Here is a 25,778-nt window from a genome sequence, read left to right as displayed (position 1 = left end):
GAGCGCGGCAGTGACGCCGTGAGGAGGTGCAAATTGCCCAGTGGTAACGGCACGACACAACGCAGGCCATCCGGGCGCGGCAGTGCGACAAAGCGCAGGCCATCTGGTGGTGGCGGGATGAGATCGTGCGGTGGTCGCGGTGTGACGGGCTCGGGATCGCGGTGCCGGGGCGAAGTGCTGGTGGTCATGCGGCGCTTCTTTCGCGGAAGTTGAGGGCGGCGGTCACCTGGTCGGTGTCCGGGATGGGGAGCCCGGCCAGGTCGCTCAGGGTCCAGGCGATCCGGAGGCATCTATCGGCGCCTCGGGCGGTGAGGAGGCCTCTGTCCAGCGCTCGGTCGAGAACCGCGGTCGTGGAGGCGGGCAGCGGGAAATCCCGCCGGAGTACCGGGCCGGGCACTTCCGAGTTCTTTCGCCAGCCGTGGTGTTGCCAGCGGTGCTGGGCACGCTCACGGGCGGCGAGGACCCGGGCTCGGACTGTCGCCGAAGTTTCCGGGGTTGTCGTACGGTGGGCGGAAATCGCCGTCAGCGGGCGGAGACGCACCCGGAGATCGACCCGGTCCAGAAGCGGGCCCGACAGCCGGGCGAGGTAGCGCCGACGGGCGGTGACCGAGCAAGTGCAGTCGGCTTCCCGGGCCGGGGCGCACGGACACGGGTTCGTCGCCATGATCAGCTGGAACCTGGCCGGGTAGCGGACAACGCCCTTCGCCCGGGAAATGCGTACCTCGCCTTCTTCCAGGACGGTGCGGAGGGAATCGAGTTTCTGGTTGCCGAATTCGGCCGCCTCGTCCAGGAACAGGACGCCGCGGTGGGCTCGGCTGATCGCACCGGGCGCGGCCAGACCGGTACCGCCGCCGATCAGGGCGGCCGCGGTGATCGAGTGGTGTGGGGCGACGAACGGCGGAACCGCCACCAGCGGTGACGACGCGGACAGCGATCCGTCGACCGAGTGGATCGCGGTGACCTGCAAGGATTCTTCCGCCGACAGCTCCGGCAGAATTCCGGGAAGTCGTTGCGCAAGAAGAGTTTTGCCTACCCCCGGCGGACCGGTGAGCAGCAGGTGGTGACCACCCGCCGCGGCGACTTCCAGCGCCCAGCGCGCTTCCGGCTGCCCTACGACGTCGGCCAGATCGGGCTCCGCCGCCGGTTCGGTGACCGTCGGCGGCGGTGCCGGGGTAAGCTCGCCTTCGTCGTGCAGCCAGGCGACGAGGTCGGCAAGGCGGGCGGCGCCGGCTACCTCCAGTCCGTCGACAAGGGCGGCTTCGAACAGCGATTCCGCGGGGACGACCGCACGTTCGTGACCGGCGGCGCGGGCGGCGAGCAGGCCGGGCAGTACCCCGCGGACCGGGCGGATGCGGCCGTCGAGCGCGAGTTCGCCGAGCAGGATGGTGCGGAACAGCTTGGTGGCCGGCACCGCGCCGGTCGCGGCCAGTACCGCGGCGGCGATGCCGAGGTCGTAGCCCGACCCCATTTTCGGCAGGTTGGCCGGGGACAACGCGAGGGTGATCTTGCCGTCCGGCCAGGGCTGACCGGAGTTGCGCACGGCCGAGCGGACCCGGTCCTTCGCCTCGCGCAGCCCGGCGTCCGGCAGACCGACGAGGGTGACCCGGCTCAGGCCACCGCCGAGGTCGGCCTCGATCTCGACCACGCGGCCGTCGATGCCCACCAGCGCGACGGACCAGGCTTTGGCGTGTGGCATCAGAATGCCCCGGCGAAGTGCTGGATGACCGGCTGCCGGCCGACCCGCGCGAAGACGGTGACCACGTCGTAGCGGGTGCGGCACCAACCGACGCGGTACTCGCGCAGCCAGCGCATTGCCGCGCGGTGGACGCGGTCGATCTTTTCGGCGGTGACCGATTCGGCCGGCGTTCCGTAGGCGTCTCCGGAACGGGTCTTCACCTCGCAGAACACGACGCGCTCGCGATCGGACAGGACGAGGTCGAGTTCGCCTTCACGGCAGTGCCAGTTGCGGCTCAACAGCACCATTCCGGCCGCCTGCAGGTGCCGGACAGCCAGGTCCTCGCCCCAGCGCCCGAACGTCCGGCGCCAGAGCGCGCCGGGGTGCGGCTCGTCCTTCATGTGTCCCCCCTCGATCGGTGACGCACCGGCCATCACGGTGCGTCATGGCTCCACAATCTCAGCGTGACCAAGGCAAAGCCAGGACCTTCCGGCGCAGCTGTGGACAACTGGGGGGTTGTGGATTGACGCAGCTCGCGAGGGTGAACGGAGGACGAGGACGTCGACGTGGGGTGGTATCGAGGTTCGGTGTGCGCAGCGGGAACGGTGCGGGCCAACCGATGGCTCCGCGGGAACGGTGGGACTCCGCGCGACCACCGGGAACAGTGCGACTCGGGCGAGGGCAACGGGCAAAACTGTCCGTGGGCTGCGAGATCGGCGAGACTCGGCTCGCGGACTTCGAGACTGACGGGGCCCACCGACGGCCGTAGGTCTGGGGCACAGCCTGCGGGGTTGGTGGAGCTGGCGAGGCTCAGCCCGCGGCCGGCGGGGCTTGGTGGGACCGGTGAGACTCAGCCCGAGGCCAGCGGACCCGGTGGTGGGACTGGGGGAACAACCTGCGGGTCTGGTGGGACCGGAGAGACCCAGCCCGAGGCCAGCGGACCCGGTAGGGGAACTAGGGGAACAACCTGCGGGTCTGGTGGGACCGGAGAGACCCAGCCCGAGGCCAGCGGACCCGGTAGGGGAACTAGGGGAACAACCTGCGGGTCTGGTGGGACCGGAGAGACCCAGCCCGAGGCCAGCGGACCCGGTAGGGGCTGGGGGCAGCCGGCGGGTCTGGTGAGTCTGGGAGACACAGCCTGCGGGGCCGGTGGAGCTGGCGAGACTCAGCCCGACGCCAGCAGCCCGACGCCAGCAGCCCGCGACCCGTGGCCTGCGACCGCGGCCTGCAACCCGCGACCCGCGACCCGTGGCCTGCGGGCCTGGTGGCCTGGTGGCCGTGGCAGGCCTGGTGGGACCAAAGTCGACAGCCTGAGCGACGGCGGGCCCGGCGAGACTCAGCCCAGGGCCAGCGGGACTCGGCCCGCGGCCTACGGCGTGGCGGGACCGAGTCCACGGCCTGCGGGACCAGGCAGAACACCCGGCGGCTTGCGGGCTCGGCAGGATCGCGCACGGCCTCCGGGGGCGGTGGGCTCAGCCGGAGAACGGGCCGTCTTCGGGGAGGCGGAGGTCTGGTTTGTCCAGTTCTTCCACGTTGACGTCCTTGAAGGTGATGACCCGGACGTGCTTGACGAAGCGGGCCGGGCGGTACATGTCCCAGACCCAGGCGTCCGACATGCGGACTTCGAAGTACACCTCGCCGCCGCCGTCCCGCACCTGGACGTCCACTGCGTTGGCCAGGTAGAACCGCCGCTCGGTCTCCACCACGTACGAGAACTGGCCGACTATGTCGCGGTACTCGCGGTACAGCGAGAGCTCCATCTCGGTCTCGTACTTCTCGAGATCCTCTGCGCTCATGAAATCCGCGCCCCTCCTCGCGTTCGTCCTGCTCCGGCGGCGGAGCGTTCATTCTTACCCACTGAGCGGCCCGGGGCACGGACCGGCCCGCCCGTCTTTTCCAGAGAGTTCTCCAATGCAGCGTAGGTGAGTACGACCGGATGCGGTGGGGTGAGCCCGTGGGCGACCGCCGCGGTGGCCACATTCGTGTAGGACCAGCGGTGCACCCGGCTCGGGCCGTGCTCGCTCAGCGCGGCGAGGTGGTCGGAGGTGCTGTAGCCCTTGTGCACGGCGAAACCGTAGTGCGGCAGCTCCTCGTGCAGGCCGGTCATGATGCGGTCCCTGGTCACCTTGGCCAGCACCGATGCCGCCGCGATGGCCGCGACGCTGCGGTCGCCCTTGATCACCGCGGCGTTCGGGGCGGGGATGCCGGGGACCGGGAAGCCGTCGGTGAGCACGTATCCGGGATGGGTGCGCAACGCGGCCACCGCGCGGCGCATGCCCTCCAGGTTCATCACCCGGATGCCGAGCAGATCGACCTGTTCGGTGGGGATCACGACGATCGCGTGGTCGAGCGCACGCTGCAGGACGCGGTCGTAGACCCGGTCGCGTGCCTTCGCGGTGAGCATCTTCGAATCGGTGAGCTCGGGCAGCCGCGCACCGTCACCGGGACGCAGCACGCAGGACGCCACCACCAGCGGGCCGGCGCACGCCCCTGCGCCGGCCTCGTCCACACCGGCGACCGGCCCCAGCCCGCGCCGGTCCAGCGCGCCCTGCAGACCCCAGAACAGCTCGCCACGCACCACGGCCCGCGCCGGGCGCAGCGGCTCGGCGGGAATACGGGGAACGGGAACAGTCACAGCGGCACCACCCGGCTGTCGTCTGAAGTGCAGTGCACTTACCGTCTCCGGCCGGCCGCCCTGCGGAGACCGGCCTTCAGGCGCCGTCCGGAGTAAAGCGCAGGCACTGCCGCCGCGACGCCGGCGCCCAGCGGCAGACCTTGCTGCCACGCGGGCGCACCGAGCGCCACCGGTTGGGCGTTCTCCTGCGGATCGGGAGCCGAGATGACTCCCCATCGGCTCGGCGGCAGCACGATCAGGCGGGCCTTGCCGATGACGTCGTCGACCGGCACCGCGCCGTTGGGGCCGCCGCCACCCTGGTACCGCGAGTCGCTGGAGTTGTTGCGGTTGTCGCCCATCACCCAGAGCGCACCCTGCGGAACCTTGACCGGCGCGAACGTTTCCTGCACCGGGTGGCTCGCGTCCTCCCAGTGGATGTACGGCTCGTCGAGCGCCTTGCCGTCCACGATCACGCGGTTTCGCGCATCACAGCACTGCACCGTCTGGCCGCCGACCGCGATGACCCGCTTGACGAAGTCCCGCTCGTCCGGCGGGGCGAATCCGACCAGCGAGCCGAGGCCACGCAGCGCGCGCACCACGACGTTGCTCGATTCCTGCGGGGCGACCTCGTTCTCGGTCCACGCGGGTGGGCCCTTGAACACGATCACGTCGCCCGGCGACGGGTCCGTGAAATCGTAGGTGACCCGGTCGACCAGAATCCGGTCGCCGGTGCAGCCCGGACAGCCGTGCAGCGTGGACTCCATGGATCCCGAGGGGATCATGTAGACCTTCGCGAGGAACGCCTGGATCAGGATCGTGAGCACCAGTGCGATCACGATCAGAATCGGCAGTTCCTTCCAGAACGACCGCTTCTTCTGGGATTTTCCCTGCCGGTGCGACCCCTTGCGCCCGGCGGACCGTTCCCGGTCTTCCTCCGAGCGATCGGGGTCGTCCTCAGCGGCGTTCTGGGACACGGGTTCGACCACGTCGCCAGGCTACCGGTAACCGCGCCGTCACTCAGGAGGCAGAGGTGGTCTCGCGGCTGTCGCGGCGCTCCTTGATCTTCGCCTTCTTGCCGCGCAGCTCGCGCAGGTAGTACAGCTTCGCGCGCCGCACGTCACCGCGCTTGAAGACCTCGACCTTGGCGAGGTTCGGCGAGTGCACCGGGAAGGTGCGCTCCACGCCGACGCCGAAGGAGACCTTGCGGACGGTGAAGGTCTCCCGGATGCCGCCGCCCTGACGGCGGATCACGACGCCCTGGAAGATCTGGTTGCGCTCGCGGTTGCCCTCGATGACGCGGACGTGGACCTTGAGCGTGTCGCCCGGACGAAAGTCCGGGATGTCGGAACGCAGTGACTGCGCGTCCAGCGCGTCCAGGGTGTTCATCGGTGGTCCGTCCTCGTCGGTTCGTGTTCTCGGGTACATCCGCCCAGGCGCGCAACGACACCGCTGCGACCACACCGGGGGCTGATGGCGGGCTCGTGAACGAGGCGGTCCACTCACGCCAACCGGTCAAGTATGGCAGAGGCGCGGGTGCCTGCTTCGCACGGGGTCTATCCGGGATGCTCGCCGAGCCTGCCGAGCACCTCGTGATCCCGGCTGTCGAGGTTACCCTCCGGCAACCGGGCCAGTAGATCGGGGCGGCGCGCGGCGGTGCGGGCCAGCGCCTGGTCCCGGCGCCAGCGGTCGATCACCGCGTGGTTCCCCGAGCGCAGCACGTCCGGCACCGCCAGGTCGCGCCACACTTCCGGACGGGTGTAGCTGGGTCCTTCGAGCAGGCCGTCGGAGAACGAGTCCTCGGCCGCGGACCGCGCGTTGCCGAGCACTCCGGGCAGCAGCCGGACCACGGCCTCGACGATGACCAGCACCGCGGCCTCACCGCCGACCAGCACGTAGTCGCCGATGGACACCTCGTCGACCGGCATCCGCCGCGCCGCGTCGTCCACCACCCGCTGGTCGATGCCCTCGTAGCGGCCGCAGGCGAACACCAGGTGCGGCTCGGCCGCGTATTCGTGCGCCAGCTCCTGGGTGAACGGCCGTCCGGCCGGTGTCGGCACCACGAGGCGGGTCTCCGGACGGCACACCTCGTCGAGTGCCGGACCCCAGATCTGCGGCTTCATCACCATGCCGGGACCGCCGCCGTACGGGGCGTCGTCGACCGCGCGGTGCACGTCGTGCGTCCAGTCGCGCAGGTCGTGCACGCCGATCTCGATGAGCCCGCGGTCGATCGCCCGGCCCAGCAACGCGGCACGCAACGGGTCGAGGTATTCGGGGAAGATCGTGACGACGTCGATGCGCACTGCTACCAGTTCCAGTACTCGGTGGCCTCCGCGTGCCACGGCGCGGGCACCTGCTGGTCGATCGAGAACGCCATGCCGAGACCCTGTGCGATCCGGATGTCCCGGCGCAGCGTCTCGCGCACCGGCGAACCGGCAGGCAGGTCCTTGTCGTCCGACCACGATTCGCTCTGCGTGATGCACGTCCGCTCGCCGAAGGCGGCCACGCTGCACGGCGCCGGCGCACCCCAGGTCTGCGCATGCCGGAACCGGAAGGTCTTGCCGCTGCTCTGCTCGGTGACGGTGCCCTCGGCGACGAGCCGGTAGTCCTGCGCCGGCACGGTCCACTGCACGTAGTGCTGGCGGCCGCCGTCCGACGGGATCGGCGTGCACTCCTCGCCGTGACACAGCGATTCGCTGGTCACGCGCTGGGTGTAGTACGTGCCGTTGCCGTCCCATCCGTCCAGCAGCACCCAGTCGCCCGCGTGCACGAAGTGCTCGGCGTCGCCGGGCGGCCACGCCCGGGGGTCGCCCCAGGAGATCTGCGATTCGGTGGCCGACTGCGGCGACCAGGCCCACTGGAAGGCCTGCTCCCCCGGCGGCGCGTACTGCCCTGCGCTGCGGCTGAACATCATCGAGAAGTCGCCGTAGACCGGCGCGGCCGCGGCCGCGGGAGAGGTCAGACCGGCGGTGGCGAGTACCGCGGAAAGCAGCACCGCGGCCGAGATGCGCACCGAACGTGCCTTCATTCCAGCAGCCCTTCCGGAGGGTCGAGCACGACCCGGCCACCCGCGACGTCCACGGTCGGCACGATGGCCCGCACGAACGGGATCAGCACTTCGCGGCCGTCCGCGTCGAGCTGGAGCAGCTCACCGGCCGGGGAATGCACGACGTCCGCAACGGTGCCCACGACCGAACCGTCGGCCAGCTCGGCGCGAAGACCGGCCAGCTCGTGGTCGTAGAACTCCTCCGGATCACCGGTCGGCGGCAGCGAACCGGTGTCCACGAGCAGGAGCGCACCACGCAGCGTCTCCGCCACTTCGCGCGTGAGCACCTGCTCGAAACGCACCAGCAGCCGCCCGCTGTGTTCGCGGGCGGCTGCCACGGTGAGGTCCCTCTCGCTGCCGTCTCGCAGCTTCGTCGTGACGACCGCGCCGATCGCGAACCGCTCCTGCGGAGCGTCGGTGCGCACGTCCACCGCGAGCTCGCCGCGGATGCCGTGCGCTTTCGCGATCCGGCCGACTACGACGTCCATCCTGACCGTCCGAATCCGAGGTAACCGGGTCAGCGATCGGTGTCGACGACGTCCACCCGGACGCCTCGGCCACCGATGCCGCCCATCACGGTGCGCAGGGCGGTCGCAGTGCGCCCGCCCCGGCCGATCACCTTGCCGAGATCGTCGGGGTGCACATGCACCTCGAGCGTGCGGCCACGGCGTGTGGTCAGCAGCTCGACCCGGACCTCGTCCGGGTTGTCGACGATCCCGCGCACCAGGTGCTCGAGGGAATCGGCGAGGAAGCTCACTCGGACTTCTCGCCCTCGGCCGACTCGCCGGCCTCGGCCTTGTCGGCCTTCTTCGGGGCCGACTTCTTCTTCGGCGTGGTGGCCTCGGCGACCGGCTCCTCACCGGCCGCGGCCAGCGCCGCGTTGAACAGGTCCTGCTTGGACGGCTTCGGCTCGGCGACCTTCAGGGTGCCCTCGGCGCCCGGCAGGCCCTTGAACTTCTGCCAGTCACCGGTGATCTCGAGGAGACGCTGCACCGGCTCGGTCGGCTGCGCGCCGACACCCAGCCAGTACTGCGCGCGCTCGGTGTTGACCTCGATCAGGCTCGGCTCCTGCTTGGGGTGGTACTTGCCGATCGTCTCGATGGCCTTGCCGTCCCGGCGGGTGCGCGCGTCGGCGACGATGATGCGGTAGTACGGCGCACGGATCTTGCCGAGGCGCTGCAGCTTGATCTTGACGGCCACGGGTGTGGGTACTCCTCGTTGCTCTCTGGTGCGGTGCGGGCGCACGCCGAACCCCGTGGGGACAAGGCCGCGGGCACCCGGAGGTCAGGAGCTTCCACACGGTGAGAGGGTCCGGCGGAAGCGGGCAAGCAAACATTCTGCCAGACGGCGCCGGACCGCCTGCGCAGACCCCGGGCGGCGCTCAGATCGAGGTCACCCCGAGCGCGCCGAGCAGGATCGCCACCGCGGGCAGGAAGTTGTTCACCGAGTGTGCCACGACGCTGCCCGCGAGCCGTCCGGTGGCCAGCCGGGCCAGCCCGATCGGGATCGCGATGACCAGCAACAGCGTGGTGCGCAACGGTTCGAGGTGGCTCGCCGCGAACACCGCGGTGGACAGCAGGAACGCGGCGAACCGGCCCCACCGTTCGCCCCGCCAGTTCAGCCGCTCGACCGCGCCCCAGAGCAGCCCGCGGTAGATGATCTCCTCGCAGATCGGCCCGACCAGCCACAGGTAGGCGAACATCACCACGGCCGCGGACACCGACATCTTGCGGTCGTCCACCAGCGCGCTGATCGCCGACGTCGCATCCGCCGAGCCGACCAGCCGGGTCCACACGTAGGCGCCGAGCGAGGCCACCACGAGCCCGAGCGCGCCGAACTTGAGACCCACCTTGACGTCCGGCCAGCGCCAGTGCAGCCGCAGGTCGAGCACGGGGCCGTTGCCGCGCACGACGGTGGCCAGCAGCGCGACGCCGGCGGCGATCATGGTGGGCAGGATCGTGCCGAGCAGGACCGAGCGGATCGGCAGCGGCTGCCCCGGCGCCGGCTCGCCGACGAGCACGCTCACGAACGCGGCCGAGGCCAGCAGCACCGCCTCGACGAGCAGGAACGCCCCGAATCCCCAGCGGTGCGCCGGAAACTCGGGGGAAGCGGGCACCGAGTCCTCCGGCGCGATCGGCGTGGCACCGGGAAGGGGTTCCCGGTGCTCGGAAGTCGTCACGCCGGGCCTCCGGTGGTCGCGCGGATCAACCCCTCGAGCCTAACCGGCAGAGCGGCTTCACACAGTACTCGAACGATCACGGGAACGATCAGTGCCCGGTGAACAGCAATACCGCAGGCGGCAGGTTGTTCGCGGCGTGCGCGACCACACTCGCCGCGGTGCGGCCGGACAGGTACCGCGCCAGTCCGAGCACCAGGCCCTGGCCGAACAACGCGATCGTGCGCGAGGCCTCGCCGTGCAGCTGCGCGAAAACGAGCGCGGTGAGCAGCAGCACCACCCACGGCGGTACCCGGTGGTGCACGAGGGCGTTCCACAACGTCCCGCGCATCAGCAGCTCCTCGGTGACCGGCACGGCGATGATCGTGATCGCAGCCGCCGCGGCCAGCCACCCGTAGCCGCCCCCGGACACTTCGGGGAGGTCGGTCAGCGGGCTGTCGGACACGTCGTCGCCGCCGTAGACCGCGATCACGCCGAGGTTGAGCACGTAGCCGACGACGAGCGCGAGCGCACCGCAGGCGAGACCGATGCGGACGTCGCGCCAGCTCGGACGCAGCCCGAAATCGCGTTCGAGCCCGGCGCCGAAGCGCAGCGAACCGACCACCGGTCCGAGGCCGAGCACCAGGTTCGGCAGGAAAGCCAGCAGCAGGGCCGCACCGTCGACCAGGTCGAGTGGATCGGTGTCGCCGGACTGCCGGTTGACCGCGGCCGCGGTGATGAGCGTGACCAGGTGGTAGCCGGCCACCCCGGCGAAGAACGCCACGAACGCCCAGTGGGCACCGAACACCCGCCTGACCCCGCCGTCCTGGTTCACGGGCTCACGCTAAGTGCCCGCATGCGGCCCGGGTGCGGCGGGGGTCAGTCGAAGACGGTGCCGCCCAGCAGGATGTGCTTCGGATGCCGCAGCACCGCCAGGTCGTCCCGCGGGTCGGCCGGGTAGACGATCAGGTCGGCGGGTGCACCGTGCTCGATGCCGGGGTGTCCCAGCCACTCACGCGCGGCCCACGAGGCGCTGGCGAGCGCCTGCGTGCGCGACATGCCGGCGCCGTGCAGCGCCTCGATCTCGTCCGCGATGAGACCGTGTTCGACCATGCCGCCGGCATCCGTGCCCGCGAAGACGCGTACGCCTGCTTCGACGGCCGCGGACACCATGTCGCCGACACCGGCGTGCAAGGCCCGCATGTGCGCCGCGTACGTCGGGTACTTCGCGGCCTTGTCCGCGATGCCGGGGAAGTTCTCGATGTTGATCAGCGTGGGTACGAGCGCCACGTCGCGGCGGGCCAGTTCGGCAAGCTGGTCCGAGGACAGCGCGGTGCCGTGTTCGAGACAGTCGATGCCCGCTTCGATCAGGCCCGGCAGCGCGGCCTCGCCGAACACGTGCGCGGTCACCCGCGCGCCGAGTTCGTGCGCAACGCGGATGGCCTCGGCGAGCACGTCGTCCGGCCACAGCGGCGCGAGGTCGCCCTCGGCCCGGTCGATCCAGTCGCCGACGAGCTTGACCCAGCCGTCGCCGTCGCGGGCCTGCTCGGCGACCGCATCGGGCAGCAGCGCCGGATCGTCCAGCTCGATCGCGTAGCCGGGGAGGTACCGCTTCGGCAGCGCGAGGTGCCTGCCGCAGCGGATGATCGTGGGCAGATCCGCGCGCGACTGCAGCGGCCGCACGTCGATCGGCAGACCGCAGTCGCGGATCAGCAACGTGCCTGCCGCACGGTCGGTCAGGGCCTGTTCGACCGCTGCCGACTGCGGCACCGCGCCCTTCGGGCCGATCCCGGGGTGGCAGTGCGCGTCGACCAGCCCCGGTACCAGGAATCCCCCTGCGGACAGCGTTTCCGCACCGGGAACCGGCTCGGACGAAATCCGGCCGCGATCGATCCACAGCTCCCGCGGCTCACCATCGGGCAGGACGGTGCCGGACAGGTGCAGTGCGCTCACTTGCTCTTCGGGTTCTTCGGCAGCTTGAACTTCGACGGGTCGAAGCCGGGCACGTCGTTCATGCCGCCGAGCTGGGACAGGTCCGGCATGCCGGCACCGCCACCGGCACCGCCGGGAGGCAGCATCGGCATGCCACCGGGCAGCCCGCCGCGCACCTTGGGCTGCGTCGGGCCGCGGCCCTTGCCCTTCTTCCCCTTTTTGCCCTTGCGCGATTTGCTGCCGCCACCACCGCCGAAGCCGAACTTGCCGGCCATCTGCGCCATCATCTTGCGCGCCTCGAAGAAGCGGTTGACCAGGTCGTTCACATCGCGCACGGCCACTCCCGAACCGTTCGCGATGCGCAGCCGGCGGGAGCCGTTGATCATCTTCGGATCGGCCCGCTCGGCCGGGGTCATCCCGCGGATGATCGCCTGCAGCTTGTCCAGGTGCGTGTCGTCCACCTGGGAGAGCTGGTCCTTCATCTGGCCTGCGCCGGGCAGCATGCCGAGCAGGTTGCCGATCGGGCCCATCTTGCGGACCGCGAGCATCTGGTCGAGGAAGTCCTCCAGGGTCAGCTGACCGCTGGTGAGCTTCTGCGCGGCCTGTTCGGCCTGGTCCTGGTCGAAGTGCTGTTCGGCCTGCTCGATGAGGGTCAGCACGTCACCCATACCGAGGATGCGCGAAGCCATCCGGTCCGGGTGGAAGGTGTCGAAGTCCTCGAGCTTCTCCCCGTTGGACGCGAAGAGGATCGGCTGCCCGGTGACCTCGCGGACGGACAGCGCGGCACCGCCGCGGGCGTCGCCGTCGAGCTTGGTCAGCACGACACCGGTGAAGCCGACCCCGTCGCGGAACGCTTCGGCGGTGGTCACCGCGTCCTGGCCGATCATCGCGTCGACCACGAACAGGACCTCGTCCGGCCGGACCGCCGCCCGGATGTCGCTGGCCTGCTTCATCAGCTCTTCGTCGACGCCCAGCCGGCCCGCGGTGTCGACCACCACGATGTCGTGCTGCGCGTGCTTGGCCTCGTCGATGGCACGGCGGGCGACATCCACCGGGTCGCCGACGCCGTTACCCGGCTCCGGCGCGAAGGTGGGTACGCCCGCCCGCTCGCCGACCACCTGCAGCTGGGTGACCGCGTTCGGCCGCTGGAGGTCACAGGCGACCAGCAGCGGTGCGTGGCCCTGCTTCTTCAGCCACAGCGCGAGCTTGCCCGCCAGCGTGGTCTTGCCTGCGCCCTGCAGGCCCGCGAGCATGATCACCGACGGCGGGTTCTTCGCCAGGCTCAGCCTGCGCGTCTCACCGCCGAGGATCGCCACGAGCTCCTCGTTGACGATCTTGATGACCTGCTGCGCCGGGTTGAGCGCCTGGGAGACCTCGGCGCCCTTCGCCCGTTCTTTGATCTTCGCGATGAAGGCTTTGACCACCGGCAGCGCGACGTCCGCCTCCAGCAGCGCGATGCGGATCTCGCGCGCGGTGGCGTCGATGTCGGCGTCGGACAGCCTGCCCTTGCGCGACAGCGTCTGCAGGGCCGAAGTGAGCCGATCGGAGAGAGTGTCGAACACGGGGGTGCACGCTCCAGCTGGGTCGAAAGTTCGCGTGCCGGGCAGCACACGGCCACCCCGGCATCCCCCGAGGGTAGCCGCCCCGGCCGCCCGGCCTCACGGGTGCGCAGGCATTCCTACTCCTACGTTGATGATAGCGTCCGGAACACTTCGGCCTGCGCAAAAGAAATCTGCTGGATCCACGGTCGGAAATAAGTAAACATACGCGTATGACTTCTCCCGGTATCCGGCGTCCGGAGCTGACCGAACCCACCGGGGACGGCGACGAGCACGTGCCGTTGCGCCGGATCGCCGCCCTGTTCCACCCGCACCGGCGGGCGCTGGCCACACTCGGGGTGCTGCTGGTGGTGCAGGCCGGACTGGGCGTGGCCTCGCCGTTCCTGCTCCGGGAGATCCTCGACGACGCACTGCCGCACCGCGACGCGCTGCTGGTGAGCCTGCTGGCGATCGGGATGATCGCCGCGTCGCTCGGCTCCGGCGGGCTCGGCGTGCTCACCACCGGCCTGTCCAACACGGTCGGCCAGCAGGTGATGAACGAGCTGCGGGTGTCCGTCTACTGCCGCTTCCAGCGCATGTCGCTGGGCTTCTTCACGCGCACCAAGACCGGTGAGGTGCTGTCGCGGGTGTTCAACGACATCGGCGGCGTCGACAACGTGGTCACCACCACCGCGGCGTCGATCGTGCAGAACGGCACCACGGTGCTGGCCATCACCGTCGCCATCCTGATCATGGACTGGCAGCTCGCCCTGCTCTCACTGCTGGTCGTGCCGCTGTTCCTGCTGTTCACGCTGCGGCTCGGCGGCAAACAGCGCAAGCTCGCCCGCGGCCGCACGCGCCGGATGGCCCGGCTGACCACCATCGTCGAGGAGTCCCTGTCGGTCACCGGGGTGCTGCTGGCCAAGACCATGGGCAACCAGTCGATGATGCGGGACCGGTTCGCCGCAGAGTCGCGCGAGGTGGCCATGCTCGAACGGAGTGCCGCACTGGCCGGGCGCTGGCAGCGGGCGGCGCGGACGATGAGCCTGACGATCATCCCGGCACTCGTCTACTGGGTGGCCGGCCTCGAACTGGCCGGCGGCGCGGCACCGGTTTCGCTCGGCACCGTGGTCGCGTTCACCAGCATGCTCAACCGGCTGCTCGCGCCTGCCACCGCGATGCAGACGGTCAGCCAGAGCGTCGCCTCGGCGAAGGCGTTGTTCGGGCGCATCTTCGAGGTGCTCGACCTGCCGGCGGAGATCGAAGACCGACCCGGCGCCGGTGAGCTGGCGGTGCGCGGCGGCGCGGTGTCCATGCGCGGGGTGGGCTTCCGCTACGACGAGGACGGCCCGTGGACCCTGCGCGACATCGACCTCGACGTGCCTGCCGGGACGACCACCGCGCTCGTCGGTTCCACCGGCTCCGGCAAGACGACCCTCGCCTACCTCGTCGCCCGGCTGTACGAGGTGGCGGAGGGGCAGGTGTGCGTGGACGGCACCGACGTCCGCGACGTCACCCTCGCCTCGCTCGCCGCCGGGGTCGGGCTGGTGTCGCAGGAGACCTACCTCTTCCACGCGTCGGTGCGGGAGAACCTGCGGTTCGCGAAACCGGACGCCACGGACGAGGAACTGGAATCCGCCGCGAAGGCCGCGCACATCCACGAAACCCTCGCCGCGCTGCCGGAGGGCTACGACACCGTCGTCGGCCAGCGCGGGTACCGCTTCTCCGGCGGGGAAAAACAGCGGATGGCGATCGCCCGGATCCTGCTGCGCAACCCGCCGGTGCTGATCCTGGACGAGGCGACGAGCGCGCTGGACAACCGCACCGAACGGGCCGTACAGACGGAGCTCGACCGGCTCGCCGCGGGGCGGACCACGCTGACCATCGCGCACCGGCTGTCCACCGTGGCGGACGCGGACCAGATCGTGGTGCTCGACGCCGGGCGGATCGCCGAACGCGGTACGCACGCCGACCTGCTCGCCCTCGACGGCAGGTATGCCCGGTTGGTGCGCGGGGAAGCCGCCTAATCTGGCGGTATGCAGACCGAATCCGACGAGCTGACCGCGCTCGCCCGTGAGGTGCGCGAGGGCGTCGGACGGCTCAACTGGCGGATGCGTGCCGAGGCGGACGCGCCCGCGCCCGGTGCCGCGGTACTCGCCGTGCTGTCCCGGCTCTACCGGGCAGGCACGCACACACCGGGCGAGCTGGCCGAAACCGAGCGGATGCATCCCCAGTCGCTCACCCGGATTCTGGCGACGCTCACCGAGCGCGGGCTCGTGACGCGCACCGCCGACCCGTCCGACGGACGGCGTTCGCTGATCGACATCACCGCCGGGGGCCGGGCTGTGCTGCGGGAGTACTCGGTGTCGCGGGAGCAGTGGCTCGCCGCGGCGCTGGACCGCACGCTCAGCCCGACCGAGCAGCAATTGCTCCGGATGGCCGCGCAGCTGCTGAAGCGGCTCGCGGATTCCTGACCCCGGTGGTTCCGGGACGCGGCCGCTCCCCACGACCGGCCCCGGAACCGTGGCGGAGCGGCACACCTCCCCGGGTGCCTTCCGCCGCGGGCACGCAAGCGGATCCCCCTCGTCCACCGCGTTGGCAGGGAGTCTGCCCGGACCGGCCCGGCGCACGGCAGCGTGAAGTCCCCCAATCGGCACTGGGGGAAACTACTCAGACGCGGGTGTCCGGCCCCGCCGATTCGCGCACGCAGTCGAAGGACGGCTGCGCGTCGGCCAGCGCTTCGGCCGAGCAGCCCACCGCGCACGCCGCGGCCTGCAGCACCTCGGTGACCACCTCGACGTCGACCGTGGCCGCCGCGGCCAGTGCGCCGTTGCGGACGTCCACCCGTCCGGCCAGTCCGGCCAGCGCGTGCGCGAGCGCGTGCTGCCCGGCGACCAGCTGGGTGACGACCTCGGCCAGCTCGTCGAGCGTCGCCGCCCGTTCGTGTCCGCGCAGCGCTCCGGCCAGCTCCTCGGCGCAGGACCGCAGATGGCCGGCGACCACCGTCGGCGGCAGCGAAAGCTCAGGGAGGTTCTGTTCCTGACCTCGCATCGTGCTCACCCCCGCTCGCACCCTCCTCGGACCCGCGCCATCCTGCCACCGGAACGGGCCTCCGCGACCCCGACACCCCGCACGGGTGAGCCCGGACGGCCGAACGACCACGAGGGGACGGCCCCGCTCAGGACACCGCGGCCAGCACCGCCGCCACCACCTTCGCCCGCCATTGCGGGGAAACCGGCTCGGCCCGCGGGGACAGCGCGAACGAGTCCACCACCGCACCGCCGAGGGTCGCGGCCTTCGCCCAGCGCACGTGGGTCTCACCGCGCAGCGCGCCGGCCACCCGGAACAGCAGGCCGATGCGATCCGCGGCGCGGAGTTCGAGCACGACGGTGTCCGGGCCGCTCGTCTCGTCGTCGAACCACCGCACGTGCGGTGCGACGACCGCGGACGACGAGGTCGAGTAGTCGCGTTCCTTCGCCACCAGGCGCTGGGTCAGCGGGAGCGTGCCTGCCACCGCACGGGCGAACTGTTCCCGCAGCAGTGCCGGATCCGGCAGCGAACCGAATTTCGGGGAAGCGGTGAACACCCCCGCGCGACCGGCGTCGTGGTCCCGCAGCACAGCTCCGTGCACCTCCAGCGAATTGAGCGCAAGCACCCCGGCGGCAGGGGCGAGCAGCTCGGCGTTCGCGGGCACCGCAAGCAGCGCCGTGACGACCTTGCCGTGTGCGGAGATCCGGATCTGGCCGAGGCCGGTGCGGGCGGCTTCGGCGACGAGCTCCCGCTGCTGTTCGTCCAACGGCTCCGGCGGGGTGAACACCTTGCCGTGCATGACTTCCTCGCAGCTCGCGACGAGCTCGGAGAGCAGCCGGTCCTTCCAGTCGGTCCACACGCCGGGTCCGGTGGCCAGTGAATCGGCACGGGTGAGCGCGTGCAGCAGCTCGAGCAACACGACGTCGCTGTCCAGCGTCTTCGCCACCCGCGACACGGTGGCCGGATCACCGATGTCGCGCCGGGTCGCGGTGTGGGGCAGCAGCAGGTGGTGGCGGACCGTGGCCGACACCGTCGCGACGTCCGCAGGCGGGAGCCCGAGCCGCTGCGCCACCTGGGCGGAGATCTTCGCGCCCAGTTCCGAATGGTCCGTGTCCCGGCCCTTGCCGATGTCGTGCAGCAACGCGCCGATCAACAGCAGATCCGGCCGGGACACCGTGGTGGTCAGCTTCGCCGCCTCGACGCACGCCTGCACCAGGTGCCGGTCCACCGTCCACTGGTGCACCGGCGAGCGCGGCGGCAGATCGCGGATCGCACCCCATTCCGGGAAAAGCCGAGACCACAGGCCGGTCCGGTCCAGCGCCTCGACGGCGTCGACCAGTCCCTCCCCTGCGCCCAGCAACTCCACGAGGGCGTGCCGCGCGTCGTCCGGCCACGGAGCACGCAGCTCCGGAGCGGACTCCGCCAACGTACGGAGCGTGCCGTGCGAGATCGGCTTGCCGGTCCGCGCCGAAGCGGCGGCGACCCGCAGCAGCAACGCGGGATCCTTCGCCGGCAGGACATCCCTTGCCAACGCGACCTCCGCGCCGTGCAACACCACGCCTTCGTCCAACGGCGTCCGTGCGGGCCGCCGTCCGAAGCGGGACCGGGCAGGCTCCACAGTGGATCGAAGGGCGACGTCGACCGCGTACGCCACCGTCCGGCCGGCACCGGAAAGTTTGCGCGCCAGGGTGAACCGGTCACTGAAGCCCAGTTCGACGGCCACCGGATCGGCTTCCGGGGCGCTCAGGACGTCACGCTCCCGCCGGATCTCACGTCGCAGTTCGGTCCGCACGTCGAGCAGAAGTTCCTTCGCGGCAAGCAGTTCCTCGCCAGGACGGTCGGTCAGCTGTGCCGCGGCCAGCGCCTCCAGCACAGCGAAGTCACGGAGGCCGCCCCGTCCGTGCTTCAGATCGGGTTCCGCGGACTGCGCGATCTCGCCGCTGCGCCGCCAGCGCGTGCGCACGGAGTCGGCCAGCTCACCGAGCCGTTTGCGGGCCGTGCGACGCCACTGGTCCCTGGCTGCGGAGGCAAGCCGCGCGGTCAGCTCGGCGTCGCCGGCGAGATGCCGGGCGTCGAGCAGGCCGAGCGCGGTCCGCAGGTCCTCCGACGCGACCTTCACCGCCTCACCGGGAGTGCGGACCGCGTGGTCCAGCCCGATCTTCGCGTCCCACAGCGGATACCACAGCGCGTCCGCCATCTCCCCGACGCCGGTGTTCCCGTTGTGCACCAGCACCAGGTCGAGGTCGGAGAACGGCACCAGCTCCCGCCGCCCGAGACCGCCGACGGCGACCAGCGAGACACCCGGTTCCGCGGTGTCCACGCCGGCCGCCGAGGCCCCCTTCCCGAGCCAGAACTCGTACAGGTCGACCAGCGCCGCCCGCAGTGCGGACGCGCCGAGCCGGCCGTGCCTGCCCTCGAGCAACCGTGCGGTCGCCCGGACCAGCTCACCCCCGTCTGTCATCCCCGGTGCCTATAGCGCGTCCGTGCCGCGTTCACCGGTCCGCACCCGGATCACCGTCTCCACCGGGGTGACCCACACCTTGCCGTCCCCGATCTTGCCGGTGTGCGCGGCGGTGGTGATCGCGTCGAGCACCTTCTCCACCACGATGTCGTCGGCGACCACTTCGATCTTCAGCTTGGCCACGAAATCCACCGAGTACTCGGCACCGCGGTAGACCTCGGTGTGCCCCTTCTGCCTGCCGTAGCCCTGCACCTCGCCGACCGTCATGCCGAGCACCCCCAGCTGCTCCAGCGCGGACCGGACGTCGTCGAGCGTGAACGGCTTGACAATCGCGGTGATCAGCTTCATGCCTTGGTCTCCTCGAGTTTCGTGGCGGTGGCCGGCTTTGCCGCGAAGGTGCTGTGCTGGCCGAGGCCGCCCATCCCGGTGAAGTCGTAGGCACTCTCCGCGTGCTGCGCCTCGTCGATCCCGCTCACCTCGTGCTCCGCGCTCACCCGGAAGCCACCCGCCTTCTTGATCGCGAAGCCGATGATCAGCGACAGCACGAACGAATAGCCGAGTACCGCGAGCGCAGCGACCACCTGGATGCCCAGCTGTTTGAAGCCCCCACCGTAGAACAGGCCGTCGGCACCGTCGGAGTTCACGCTCGTGGTGGCGAACAAGCCGATCAGGATGGTGCCGACGAGCCCGCCGACCAGGTGGACACCCACCACGTCGAGCGAGTCGTCGAACCCGAAGCGGAACTTGAGCGACACCGCCAGCGCGCACAGCACCCCGGCGAGCACGCCGATCGCGATCGAACCGAGCGGGCTGACGAACCCGCACGCCGGGGTGATCGCGACCAGTCCGGCCACCGCACCCGAGGCCGCGCCCAGCGTGGTCGGCTTGCCGAACTTGAGCTGCTCCACGATCAGCCAGCCGAGCACCGCGGCCCCGGTGGCCACGGTGGTGTTGGTGAACGCCACCGCGGCGAGGTCGTTCGCGCCGAGCGAGGAACCGGCGTTGAAGCCGTACCAGCCGAACCACAGCAGCGACGCACCGAGCAGCACGAACGGCACGTTGTGCGGGCGCCCGGTGTCCTTCGGCCAGCCCTTGCGCCTGCCCAGCACGATGGCCAGCGCCAGACCCGCGGCACCCGCGTTGATGTGCACCGCGGTGCCGCCGGCGAAGTCGAGTGCCTTGAGCTGGTTGGCGATCCAGCCGCCTGCCGCATCCGGACCGGTGAAGCCGTCGAACGAGAAAACCCAGTGTGCGACCGGGAAGTAGACGATGACGACCCAGACCACCACGAACAGCGTCCAGCCCCAGAACTTCGCCCGGTCCGCGATCGCACCGGAGATCAGCGCCGGGGTGATGATCGCGAACATCAGCTGGAACATGCAGAACGCCAGCAGTGGCAACGCATCCGGGCCCGGCCACGGCACCTGTGGCGGACCGTCGGCGGCGTAACCGACGAACTTGCCGAAGGTGTCCGACAGCCCCGCGAAATCGAAGTTGCCGACCAGTCCGCCGAACGCGTCGTTGCCGAACGACATCGAGAAGCCGAAGAGCACCCACAGCACCCCGACCACGGCCAGTGCGACGAAGTTCATCATCAGCATGTTCAAGACGCTCTTCGCGCGGACCATGCCGCCGTAGAAGAACGCGAGTCCTGGGGTCATGAGCATGACCAGCGCAGCGCTGGCCAATACCCAAGCGGTGTCTCCGGCGTTCAGCACAATCTTCCTCCCGTGCCCTGGGTTCACTGCGGGGAAAGTCTTCGGCGCCGGTGTTTCACCGGGCGGCGTACCAGGTTTCACCGGCGTGAACTCCGGCACTCGGGTTGTTACGGGAAGGTTTCCGGTTACCCGGGGTGGCGTGTCCGGTTGCGAAACGTCGTGGTCGAATAGCGACATGACCTCGGCCGGACCCGGAAATGACGCACAGCCACCCCGGGTCGTGGACGCGTTGCGCTGTTCGGTGTGCGGCTCCCCGGTCGAGCGAGCCGGACGCACCCTGCGTTGCCGGCAACGCCACTCGTTCGACGTAGCCCGCCAGGGGTACGTCAACCTGTTGCACGCCCGCATCCCGGCCGGAACGGCGGACACCACGCCGATGGTCGAGGCCCGTTCGGCGTTTCTCGCCTCCGGTGCCTACACGCCCCTCGCGGACGCCGTCGCCGCGGCGGCCGGAACGCCGACCGGGCTGATCGTGGACGCCGGGGCCGGACCGGGCTACTACCTTTCCCGGGTGCTGGATGCGGCACCGTCGGCGGTCGGGCTGGCGCTGGACGTCTCGGCGGTCGCGCTCCGCCGCGCCGCGCGGGCACATCCCCGGCTGGGCGCGGTGGTGTGGAACCTGTGGGAACCGTGGCCGGTGGCCGACGGTGTCGCGGATGTGGTGCTGGACGTCTTTTCCCCACGCAACGCCGGCGAGTTCCACCGGGTCCTGGCCCCCGGCGGGACGCTCGTCGTGGCCGCACCGCTGCCCGGTCACCTCGCGGAACTGGGTGAGCTGGTGCTCACCGTCGACGAGCGGAAGGAACACCGCCTCGAAGCGACGCTCGGTGCGCACTTCACCCGGGAATCGGTCACCGAAGTGGTGCACACCGCGCCGTTCACCGCCCGGCAGGTGCACGACGTGGTCGCGATGGGCCCGGCGGGCTTCCACCTCGACCGCGACGACCGCCGCGAACGGCTGCTCGCCGCACCGGCCCGGGAAGTCACCCTGGCGGCGACGGTGAGCGTGTGGCGGAGGAACGCCTGACCACGCGCTGTGCCGACAGGTCCGGGCAGCTCGGCGGGACGAGGCAGCCGGGCTCGGCGGTGCGTTCTCGTCGGCGAGGAGGTCGGTGACTACCGGCCGTCCGGCTTCAGCGGTCCTAACAGAATTATCCTGGTCTTGTGATGTGATCTTGCTGGTTGTTGATCAGCTGGCAGGAGGTTGGTGTGGCCCAGCGCAGGCCGTGGGAGGTCGAGGACGAGCCGTGGGCGCTGATCGAGCCTCTGTTACCCAAGGTCGAGCGGCGCTTCCGGCATCCCGGGCGTATGCGGCTGGACGACCGCAAGGCGTTGTGCGGCATCTTGTTCGTGCTGTACACGGGCGTTCCGTGGGAGTTCTTGCCGCAGGAGATGGGATTTGGCTCCGGTATGACCTGCTGGCGGCGGTTGCGGGACTGGACGGAGGCCGACGTGTGGCAGCGCCTGCACGAACTGCTGCTAGCCAAGCTGAATGCCGCTGGGGTGATCGACTGGTCGCGGGCGGCGGTGGACGGTTCGCATGTCCGCGCGTTAAAGGGGGCGTCACAACCGGGCCGAGCCCGGTCGATCGCGCCCGCACCGGCTCCAAACACCATGTGATCACCGACGGTGGTGGCGTCCCGCTTGCCATCACCCTGACCGGCGGCAACCGCAACGATGTCACCCAGCTGATGCCGTTGATCGAGGCCATCCCCGCGGTGCGCGGCAAACGCGGACGACCTCGATCCCGACCGGAGGCGGTCTACGCCGACCGCGCCTACGACCACGACAAGTACCGCAGGCTCGTGCGAGCCAAAGGCATCCAGCCTTTCATCGCCCGCCGCGGTACCGAGCACGGTTCCGGACTCGGTGTTCACCGATGGGTCGTCGAACACGCCTTTGCTCTGCTGCACTGGTTCCGGCGGCTGCGCATCCGCTGGGAAATCCGCGACGACATCCATGAAGCCTTCCGCAGCATCGCCTGCAGCATCATCTGTTGGCGGCGACTCAAGATCAACTCATTGTGTTAGGACCCCTTGGTGAGGGCTTGGGCGTCTGCAGCGGTCGGGCAAACCCAGCCGTCGTCCGTGGTGGCGGTCGCCCAGGCGAGGCCGGGACCGAACGGGCCGCTGTCGCATACGGCGTAGGCGGCGTCTCCTGGGCCACAGCACGGTACGTGTCCGACAGCAGGTGGCGCAGCGCCCTCGGCGCCGGAGACATCCCGCGGCGTTTTTCGGTCGAACGAGCGTCTTTCAGCGCTTTTTCGACCGGGCGCGCTCGCCGGCAGTTCGGTGGTCGATCTCCAGCGTGGCGTGGCATCCCTTGCACTGCCAGTACCACGGTCCGCGGCTGCGTTTCTTGCCTTGGTGCCGACACAGCGTGTAGGAGCGATCGCAGGGCTCGCAGTGCGGGACCCGGGCGAAATCCCGTGCTCGCAACGCTTTCAGAAAGTGCGTGGCGAACTGGCGTCCGCGCAGTTCGAGCATCACCTCACGGCCGGAGGTGTGCGAGAGCGGGTTCATACTGCCGACCAGCACCAGGTTGTCGTCCACCACGATGATCTTGCGGTGTTCCACCTCGGCCTGCACCACGGTGGCGCCGGTGGCCCGGAGCGCGGCCAGCCGTGCCTGCTTGTCCTCGGCCGAACGGATGGCGTCGTCGTCGCGGGCGAACACGGTCACCGGCACCTGCCGGGCCACGAGCCCGGCGATCTTCGGAAGAACATCCCGGCCTGCGACGCCGATCCACGGCGCCCACATCCACACCGATTCGCTCGCCGTGTCCAGCCGGTCGCGCAGCACCCGGTCGAAGTCGATCTCGTCGTGGATGTGCTCCACCCGCACCAGCCCCCGCAAGCGCTGCCTGATCTCGTCCTCCACCGGACTGGTGCGGAGCGGAGCACGCCGGTCGGTCACCTCGTCGCCGAGACCGAGGACCACCGGACCGCGAACCCGCCGGATCGTGCGTGCCTCCACCAGCTCGCGCACCACGGCCAACGGCCCGTCCTCGGCCTGCGTGGCCATCGTCCAGCTGCCGATCAGGTAGAGCGCCCGCTTCGCCCTGGTGATCGCGACGCCGAACAGCCGGAGGCCTTCGTACTCCCAGGCGCCGGCCCCTTCGCCGGCCCGGAACATCCACCCGCCCGCTGCCCCGTCGTCACGCATCGAGCGCTGCGGTTCGACCAGATCGAAGATCACCGTGTCGAATTCGCGTCCCTGAGTCGTGTGCACGGTTCCGACCGGAGCGGGGATGCGTGCCCCGCTGTCCCGCAGCACCGCCAGCGTCGTGTCGACCTGCGGCCGGTAGGGGGTCACGATCCCGACGCCGTTCTCGTCGCTGTCGCCGGAGGAGGCGTGGTATTCCGCCAGCGCGCGGGACAGCAGTGCCCCCGCCATCCACCACTTGCCGCCCTCGCTGCGCAACCGCTCCAGCTCGTCCAGCCCGTCGGTGTCGACCAGGATCAGCTCGGTGTCCTCCGGTGGCCGGGCCCCGGTCGTCCGATAGCCGGGCCGGAGATCGCGGTAGATCACCCGGTTCGCGAACTCGCACAGCCCCGGTCCGAATCGGAACTGGTCCAGCAGTGCGACGCAGCCTGCTTCCGCATGTGCGTCCCTGCCACGGCGGATTCCGCAGTGCGAGAAGACATCCGTGTTCACCCACCGGTCGACCGACGGCCGGTCGGCCCTGCCGACCAGCTTGGTGTCCTCGTTCTGCACCGGCCCCAGCTGCAGGAAGTCGCCGAGCAGCACAGCGGTGTCTTTCGCCCACGAAACGGCGAGAAGCACTTCGCCGAGCGAAGCCGCGCCCACCTCGTCGACGAGCACGACATCGAAGTCCTGCCGGGAAATACCCGGATAGGTACGGGACCGCGCCAGAGTGGCCGCGACGACCTGCGCTTCACCCAGAAGCTCGTTGCGTGCGTCGGTACGGAGACGGCGTGCCTCCTCGATCAGCTCCCGGTGCCGCTTCGTGCCTGCGGCGTGCTCGCGCTCGCGTTCTTCTTGCGTGGCCTGCAAACGCACCAGCCGGGTGTGCTTGTCCGGCAGCCCTCGGCCTTCGACGTCGTCGAGGAATCCCGGATCGTGTTCGCCGGGCAGCCCGCTGCGGCGGGTCGCGGCAACCTCGCGCCGACGCTGCGCCAGCCGGTCCGATACCTGCGCCAGCGCGGTCCGGGCACGCTCGTCTTCCTGCCGGGCATTCTCCAGCCGATCCCCGAGGTGCCGCACAGCGCTCCAGGTCAGCGACCCGATGACCGGACCGAGTGACGTCAGTTCCGCCGAGAGTGCGTCCCACCGCGTCCGGTGCCGGCGATCGAACTCTTCAGCTCGTCGACCTGCCTCGGCAGCCGCTTTGCGGGTGGACCGGCGTTCCCGGAAACCGGTGGCGTAGCCGGCAGCGTCCTTCGCCTCGGCGGCTTTCCGCTGCAGTTCCTCGAAGGTGTGCTGAAGCGTTTCCCGCTCGTCTTCGACCGCACTGGCCCGGCTCAGCGCCGCACGCGCGGGTTCGATGCGGCGCCACTGTTCCGCTGCGTTCGCCAGATCGACCGCGGTACGGCGGGCGTGCTCGGCAGGCTGGGCGATTTCCCGTTCGAGCGCGGTGATTTCCTCCTCGAGCGCGATGATCCGCCTGCTGTTGACCCGGCGTCGGAACGCTTCGTCGTACGCGACCGGGTCGAAATCGCGCAGTGCCGTTTCCAGCTCGATCGCTTCGGCGGCGGACGCGTCCAGGTCTGCGAGCCGACGCTCCACCGCTTCCCGTGCCTCGTCCACCTCGGCGGTTTTCGTCACGATCAGCCGGTCGAGAGTGACGTTCTCGTTCTGCGCGAGCTCGTCCAGATGCGGAGTCCCCGCCCGGACCACGAGGCCCGGCCCCGGCCGCAACGCACGCACCACCGCGAGAAGTGCGTTGTCGACGGCGATGTTGGCGGTCGAAACGAGCAGGATCCGCTTACCGGCCGCGACGAGGTCCTGGATGGCCCGCGCCAGCACCCTGGTCTTCCCCGTGCCCGGCGGCCCCCACACCATGCGGACGCCCGGGGTGAAGCACGCGCGGTACGCCTCCCACTGCGTGTCGAGGAAACCCGGTGGACGGTCCACCTGCGCCAACTGCGAATGGCTCAGCCGCCCGGCCGCGAGACCGTCAGCCAGCGTCTCCCCACGCAGATCGCGCAGACCGTCGCGGAGAGCGGTCAGGATGAACCGCGGCGGTGGACGGCGGTTCCACACCTGCCGCACCTCGTCGGGCAGGTTGTCCGGTTTCCGGATGTGCAGGATCTCGTCGGCGAAGCGGGAAACCGAAACCGGGTAACTGAGCATCACCTCCGGGGATTCGGCTCCGCCGAGGTGCAGTTCGGTCAGGCTGTCCGCGTTGACCTTCTGTCCGCGCAGATCCACCTTCAGCCAGCCGTGCTCGACGTCGTCGCCGGCGCTGCCGAGCAAGACCCACTTGTGCCCGGCCCGGTCCCGGCGCACGTCGAGCAGTGCGCTGAACGCTTGCGCCGCGTCGTCGTTCCACTCCGCCAACCCGCCTCCCCTGCCGGTGGCTCGTGATGCCCCACGAAAGTGCAGCTTCGGCGGCATCGCCCCCACGCAGAGTAACGGATCAGTCGCGAT

24 protein-coding genes are annotated in these 25,778 nt (G+C 70.3%); 4 read left to right on the top strand and 20 right to left on the bottom strand.

The window, feature by feature from the left end:
- Positions 1–184 precede the first annotated feature (184 nt).
- The 15 genes from ABD793_RS35765 to ffh all read right to left on the bottom strand — a co-directional run bounded on the left by ABD793_RS35765 (position 185) and on the right by ffh (position 12,981).
- The gene (locus ABD793_RS35765; RefSeq protein WP_344867823.1) at positions 185–1,696 is read right to left on the bottom strand and encodes a YifB family Mg chelatase-like AAA ATPase; all 1,512 of its coding nucleotides are present in this window, start codon (positions 1,694–1,696) and stop codon (positions 185–187) included.
- Complete coding sequence (locus tag ABD793_RS35760; protein WP_344867822.1) at positions 1,696–2,076, bottom strand: YraN family protein; 381 nt, start codon at positions 2,074–2,076, stop codon at positions 1,696–1,698. Before ABD793_RS35760 ends, ABD793_RS35765 begins: the two co-directional genes overlap by 1 nt.
- A gap of 1,071 nt (positions 2,077–3,147) precedes the next feature.
- Positions 3,148–3,471 carry a DUF2469 domain-containing protein gene (locus tag ABD793_RS35755; RefSeq protein ID WP_003096226.1) on the bottom strand — a complete coding sequence of 108 codons (324 nt, stop codon included), beginning with the start codon at positions 3,469–3,471 and terminating at the stop codon, positions 3,148–3,150.
- Positions 3,468–4,256 (bottom strand): ribonuclease HII, encoded by a 789-nt coding sequence (locus tag ABD793_RS35750; protein ID WP_344867930.1) that lies wholly within the window; start codon positions 4,254–4,256, stop codon positions 3,468–3,470. The genes ABD793_RS35755 and ABD793_RS35750 overlap by 4 nt, the downstream gene beginning before the upstream one ends.
- A 92-nt stretch (positions 4,257–4,348) precedes the next feature.
- Positions 4,349–5,275 (bottom strand): signal peptidase I, encoded by a 927-nt coding sequence (gene lepB, locus ABD793_RS35745; RefSeq protein ID WP_344867821.1) that lies wholly within the window; start codon positions 5,273–5,275, stop codon positions 4,349–4,351.
- A 31-nt stretch (positions 5,276–5,306) separates the two neighbouring features.
- Complete coding sequence (rplS, locus tag ABD793_RS35740; RefSeq protein ID WP_344867820.1) at positions 5,307–5,675, bottom strand: 50S ribosomal protein L19; 369 nt, start codon at positions 5,673–5,675, stop codon at positions 5,307–5,309.
- Positions 5,676–5,842: 167 nt separating this feature from the next.
- Positions 5,843–6,589: a tRNA (guanosine(37)-N1)-methyltransferase TrmD gene (gene trmD / locus ABD793_RS35735; RefSeq protein ID WP_344867929.1), complete on the bottom strand. Its 747-nt coding sequence runs from the start codon at positions 6,587–6,589 to the stop codon at positions 5,843–5,845.
- Positions 6,590–6,591: 2 nt separating this feature from the next.
- Complete coding sequence (locus ABD793_RS35730; RefSeq protein ID WP_344867819.1) at positions 6,592–7,314, bottom strand: hypothetical protein; 723 nt, start codon at positions 7,312–7,314, stop codon at positions 6,592–6,594.
- Positions 7,311–7,820 (bottom strand): ribosome maturation factor RimM, encoded by a 510-nt coding sequence (gene rimM, locus ABD793_RS35725; protein WP_344867818.1) that lies wholly within the window; start codon positions 7,818–7,820, stop codon positions 7,311–7,313. The genes ABD793_RS35730 and rimM overlap by 4 nt, the downstream gene beginning before the upstream one ends.
- 29 nt (positions 7,821–7,849) lie before the next feature.
- Positions 7,850–8,089 (bottom strand): RNA-binding protein, encoded by a 240-nt coding sequence (locus ABD793_RS35720; RefSeq protein WP_003103110.1) that lies wholly within the window; start codon positions 8,087–8,089, stop codon positions 7,850–7,852.
- Positions 8,086–8,532, bottom strand: a complete 447-nt coding sequence (gene rpsP / locus ABD793_RS35715; protein WP_344867817.1) for a 30S ribosomal protein S16 — start codon at positions 8,530–8,532, stop codon at positions 8,086–8,088. The genes ABD793_RS35720 and rpsP overlap by 4 nt, the downstream gene beginning before the upstream one ends.
- Positions 8,533–8,713: 181 nt before the next feature.
- Positions 8,714–9,511 carry a CPBP family intramembrane glutamic endopeptidase gene (locus ABD793_RS35710; protein ID WP_344867816.1) on the bottom strand — a complete coding sequence of 266 codons (798 nt, stop codon included), beginning with the start codon at positions 9,509–9,511 and terminating at the stop codon, positions 8,714–8,716.
- Between the two features lie 88 nt (positions 9,512–9,599).
- Positions 9,600–10,322, bottom strand: a complete 723-nt coding sequence (locus tag ABD793_RS35705) for a CPBP family intramembrane glutamic endopeptidase (RefSeq protein ID WP_344867814.1) — start codon at positions 10,320–10,322, stop codon at positions 9,600–9,602.
- Positions 10,323–10,366: 44 nt separating this feature from the next.
- The gene (locus ABD793_RS35700; RefSeq protein WP_344867812.1) at positions 10,367–11,440 is read right to left on the bottom strand and encodes an amidohydrolase family protein; all 1,074 of its coding nucleotides are present in this window, start codon (positions 11,438–11,440) and stop codon (positions 10,367–10,369) included.
- Positions 11,437–12,981: a signal recognition particle protein gene (ffh, locus tag ABD793_RS35695; RefSeq protein ID WP_344867811.1), complete on the bottom strand. Its 1,545-nt coding sequence runs from the start codon at positions 12,979–12,981 to the stop codon at positions 11,437–11,439. The genes ABD793_RS35700 and ffh overlap by 4 nt, the downstream gene beginning before the upstream one ends.
- Before the next feature lie 209 nt (positions 12,982–13,190).
- Here ffh and ABD793_RS35690 point away from each other — a divergent pair, with 209 nt between their 5' ends.
- Positions 13,191–14,984 carry an ABC transporter ATP-binding protein gene (locus ABD793_RS35690; RefSeq protein ID WP_344867810.1) on the top strand — a complete coding sequence of 598 codons (1,794 nt, stop codon included), beginning with the start codon at positions 13,191–13,193 and terminating at the stop codon, positions 14,982–14,984.
- Positions 14,985–14,993: 9 nt separating this feature from the next.
- Positions 14,994–15,431 carry a MarR family winged helix-turn-helix transcriptional regulator gene (locus ABD793_RS35685; RefSeq protein ID WP_344867809.1) on the top strand — a complete coding sequence of 146 codons (438 nt, stop codon included), beginning with the start codon at positions 14,994–14,996 and terminating at the stop codon, positions 15,429–15,431.
- A 196-nt stretch (positions 15,432–15,627) separates the two neighbouring features.
- Here the strand turns inward: ABD793_RS35685 and ABD793_RS35680 are convergent, their stop codons facing one another.
- The 4 genes from ABD793_RS35680 to ABD793_RS35665 all read right to left on the bottom strand — a co-directional run bounded on the left by ABD793_RS35680 (position 15,628) and on the right by ABD793_RS35665 (position 20,166).
- Entirely contained in the window at positions 15,628–16,008 is a 381-nt protein-coding gene (locus tag ABD793_RS35680) for a hypothetical protein (protein ID WP_344867808.1), read from the bottom strand.
- Between the two features lie 127 nt (positions 16,009–16,135).
- Positions 16,136–18,448, bottom strand: a complete 2,313-nt coding sequence (locus ABD793_RS35675) for a [protein-PII] uridylyltransferase (protein ID WP_344867807.1) — start codon at positions 18,446–18,448, stop codon at positions 16,136–16,138.
- 9 nt (positions 18,449–18,457) lie between these two features.
- Positions 18,458–18,796: a P-II family nitrogen regulator gene (locus tag ABD793_RS35670; protein ID WP_344867806.1), complete on the bottom strand. Its 339-nt coding sequence runs from the start codon at positions 18,794–18,796 to the stop codon at positions 18,458–18,460.
- The gene (locus tag ABD793_RS35665) at positions 18,793–20,166 is read right to left on the bottom strand and encodes an ammonium transporter (protein WP_344867805.1); all 1,374 of its coding nucleotides are present in this window, start codon (positions 20,164–20,166) and stop codon (positions 18,793–18,795) included. The genes ABD793_RS35670 and ABD793_RS35665 overlap by 4 nt, the downstream gene beginning before the upstream one ends.
- A 175-nt stretch (positions 20,167–20,341) precedes the next feature.
- On the opposite strand from ABD793_RS35665, the gene ABD793_RS35660 reads away from it, so the two are divergent.
- Both ABD793_RS35660 and ABD793_RS35655 read left to right on the top strand, forming a co-directional pair.
- Positions 20,342–21,193, top strand: coding sequence for a putative RNA methyltransferase (locus ABD793_RS35660; protein ID WP_344867804.1), 852 nt, complete (start codon positions 20,342–20,344; stop codon positions 21,191–21,193).
- A gap of 182 nt (positions 21,194–21,375) precedes the next feature.
- A protein-coding gene (locus ABD793_RS35655) for an IS5 family transposase (protein WP_425548828.1) occupies positions 21,376–22,196 on the top strand; the annotation gives its coding sequence in 2 pieces (ribosomal slippage) (positions 21,376–21,736 and positions 21,736–22,196; 822 coding nt in all).
- 222 nt (positions 22,197–22,418) lie between these two features.
- Here ABD793_RS35655 and ABD793_RS35650 read toward each other — a convergent pair.
- The gene (locus ABD793_RS35650) at positions 22,419–25,688 is read right to left on the bottom strand and encodes an AAA domain-containing protein (RefSeq protein ID WP_344867802.1); all 3,270 of its coding nucleotides are present in this window, start codon (positions 25,686–25,688) and stop codon (positions 22,419–22,421) included.
- Positions 25,689–25,778: the final 90 nt, after the last annotated feature.

Origin of the sequence: Amycolatopsis ultiminotia, from assembly GCF_039536925.1 — a bacterium.
Taxonomy (GTDB): Bacteria; Actinomycetota; Actinomycetes; order Mycobacteriales; family Pseudonocardiaceae; genus Amycolatopsis; species Amycolatopsis ultiminotia.
This window is presented reverse-complemented; position numbering and strand designations above follow the sequence as displayed.

Bases quoted from the DNA above. Each gene is read 5' to 3' on its own strand.
- ABD793_RS35765 (WP_344867823.1), bottom strand. From the start codon at position 1,696: ATGCCACACGCCAAAGCCTGGTCCGTCGCGCTGGTGGGCATCGACGGC.
- ABD793_RS35760 (WP_344867822.1), bottom strand. From the start codon at position 2,076: ATGAAGGACGAGCCGCACCCCGGCGCGCTCTGGCGCCGGACGTTCGGG.
- ABD793_RS35755 (WP_003096226.1), bottom strand. From the start codon at position 3,471: ATGAGCGCAGAGGATCTCGAGAAGTACGAGACCGAGATGGAGCTCTCG.
- rplS (WP_344867820.1), bottom strand. From the start codon at position 5,675: ATGAACACCCTGGACGCGCTGGACGCGCAGTCACTGCGTTCCGACATC.
- ABD793_RS35730 (WP_344867819.1), bottom strand. From the start codon at position 7,314: ATGAAGGCACGTTCGGTGCGCATCTCGGCCGCGGTGCTGCTTTCCGCG.
- rimM (WP_344867818.1), bottom strand. From the start codon at position 7,820: ATGGACGTCGTAGTCGGCCGGATCGCGAAAGCGCACGGCATCCGCGGC.
- ABD793_RS35690 (WP_344867810.1), top strand. From the start codon at position 13,191: ATGACTTCTCCCGGTATCCGGCGTCCGGAGCTGACCGAACCCACCGGG.
- ABD793_RS35685 (WP_344867809.1), top strand. From the start codon at position 14,994: ATGCAGACCGAATCCGACGAGCTGACCGCGCTCGCCCGTGAGGTGCGC.
- ABD793_RS35680 (WP_344867808.1), bottom strand. From the start codon at position 16,008: ATGCGAGGTCAGGAACAGAACCTCCCTGAGCTTTCGCTGCCGCCGACG.
- ABD793_RS35675 (WP_344867807.1), bottom strand. From the start codon at position 18,448: ATGACAGACGGGGGTGAGCTGGTCCGGGCGACCGCACGGTTGCTCGAG.
- ABD793_RS35670 (WP_344867806.1), bottom strand. From the start codon at position 18,796: ATGAAGCTGATCACCGCGATTGTCAAGCCGTTCACGCTCGACGACGTC.
- ABD793_RS35660 (WP_344867804.1), top strand. From the start codon at position 20,342: ATGACCTCGGCCGGACCCGGAAATGACGCACAGCCACCCCGGGTCGTG.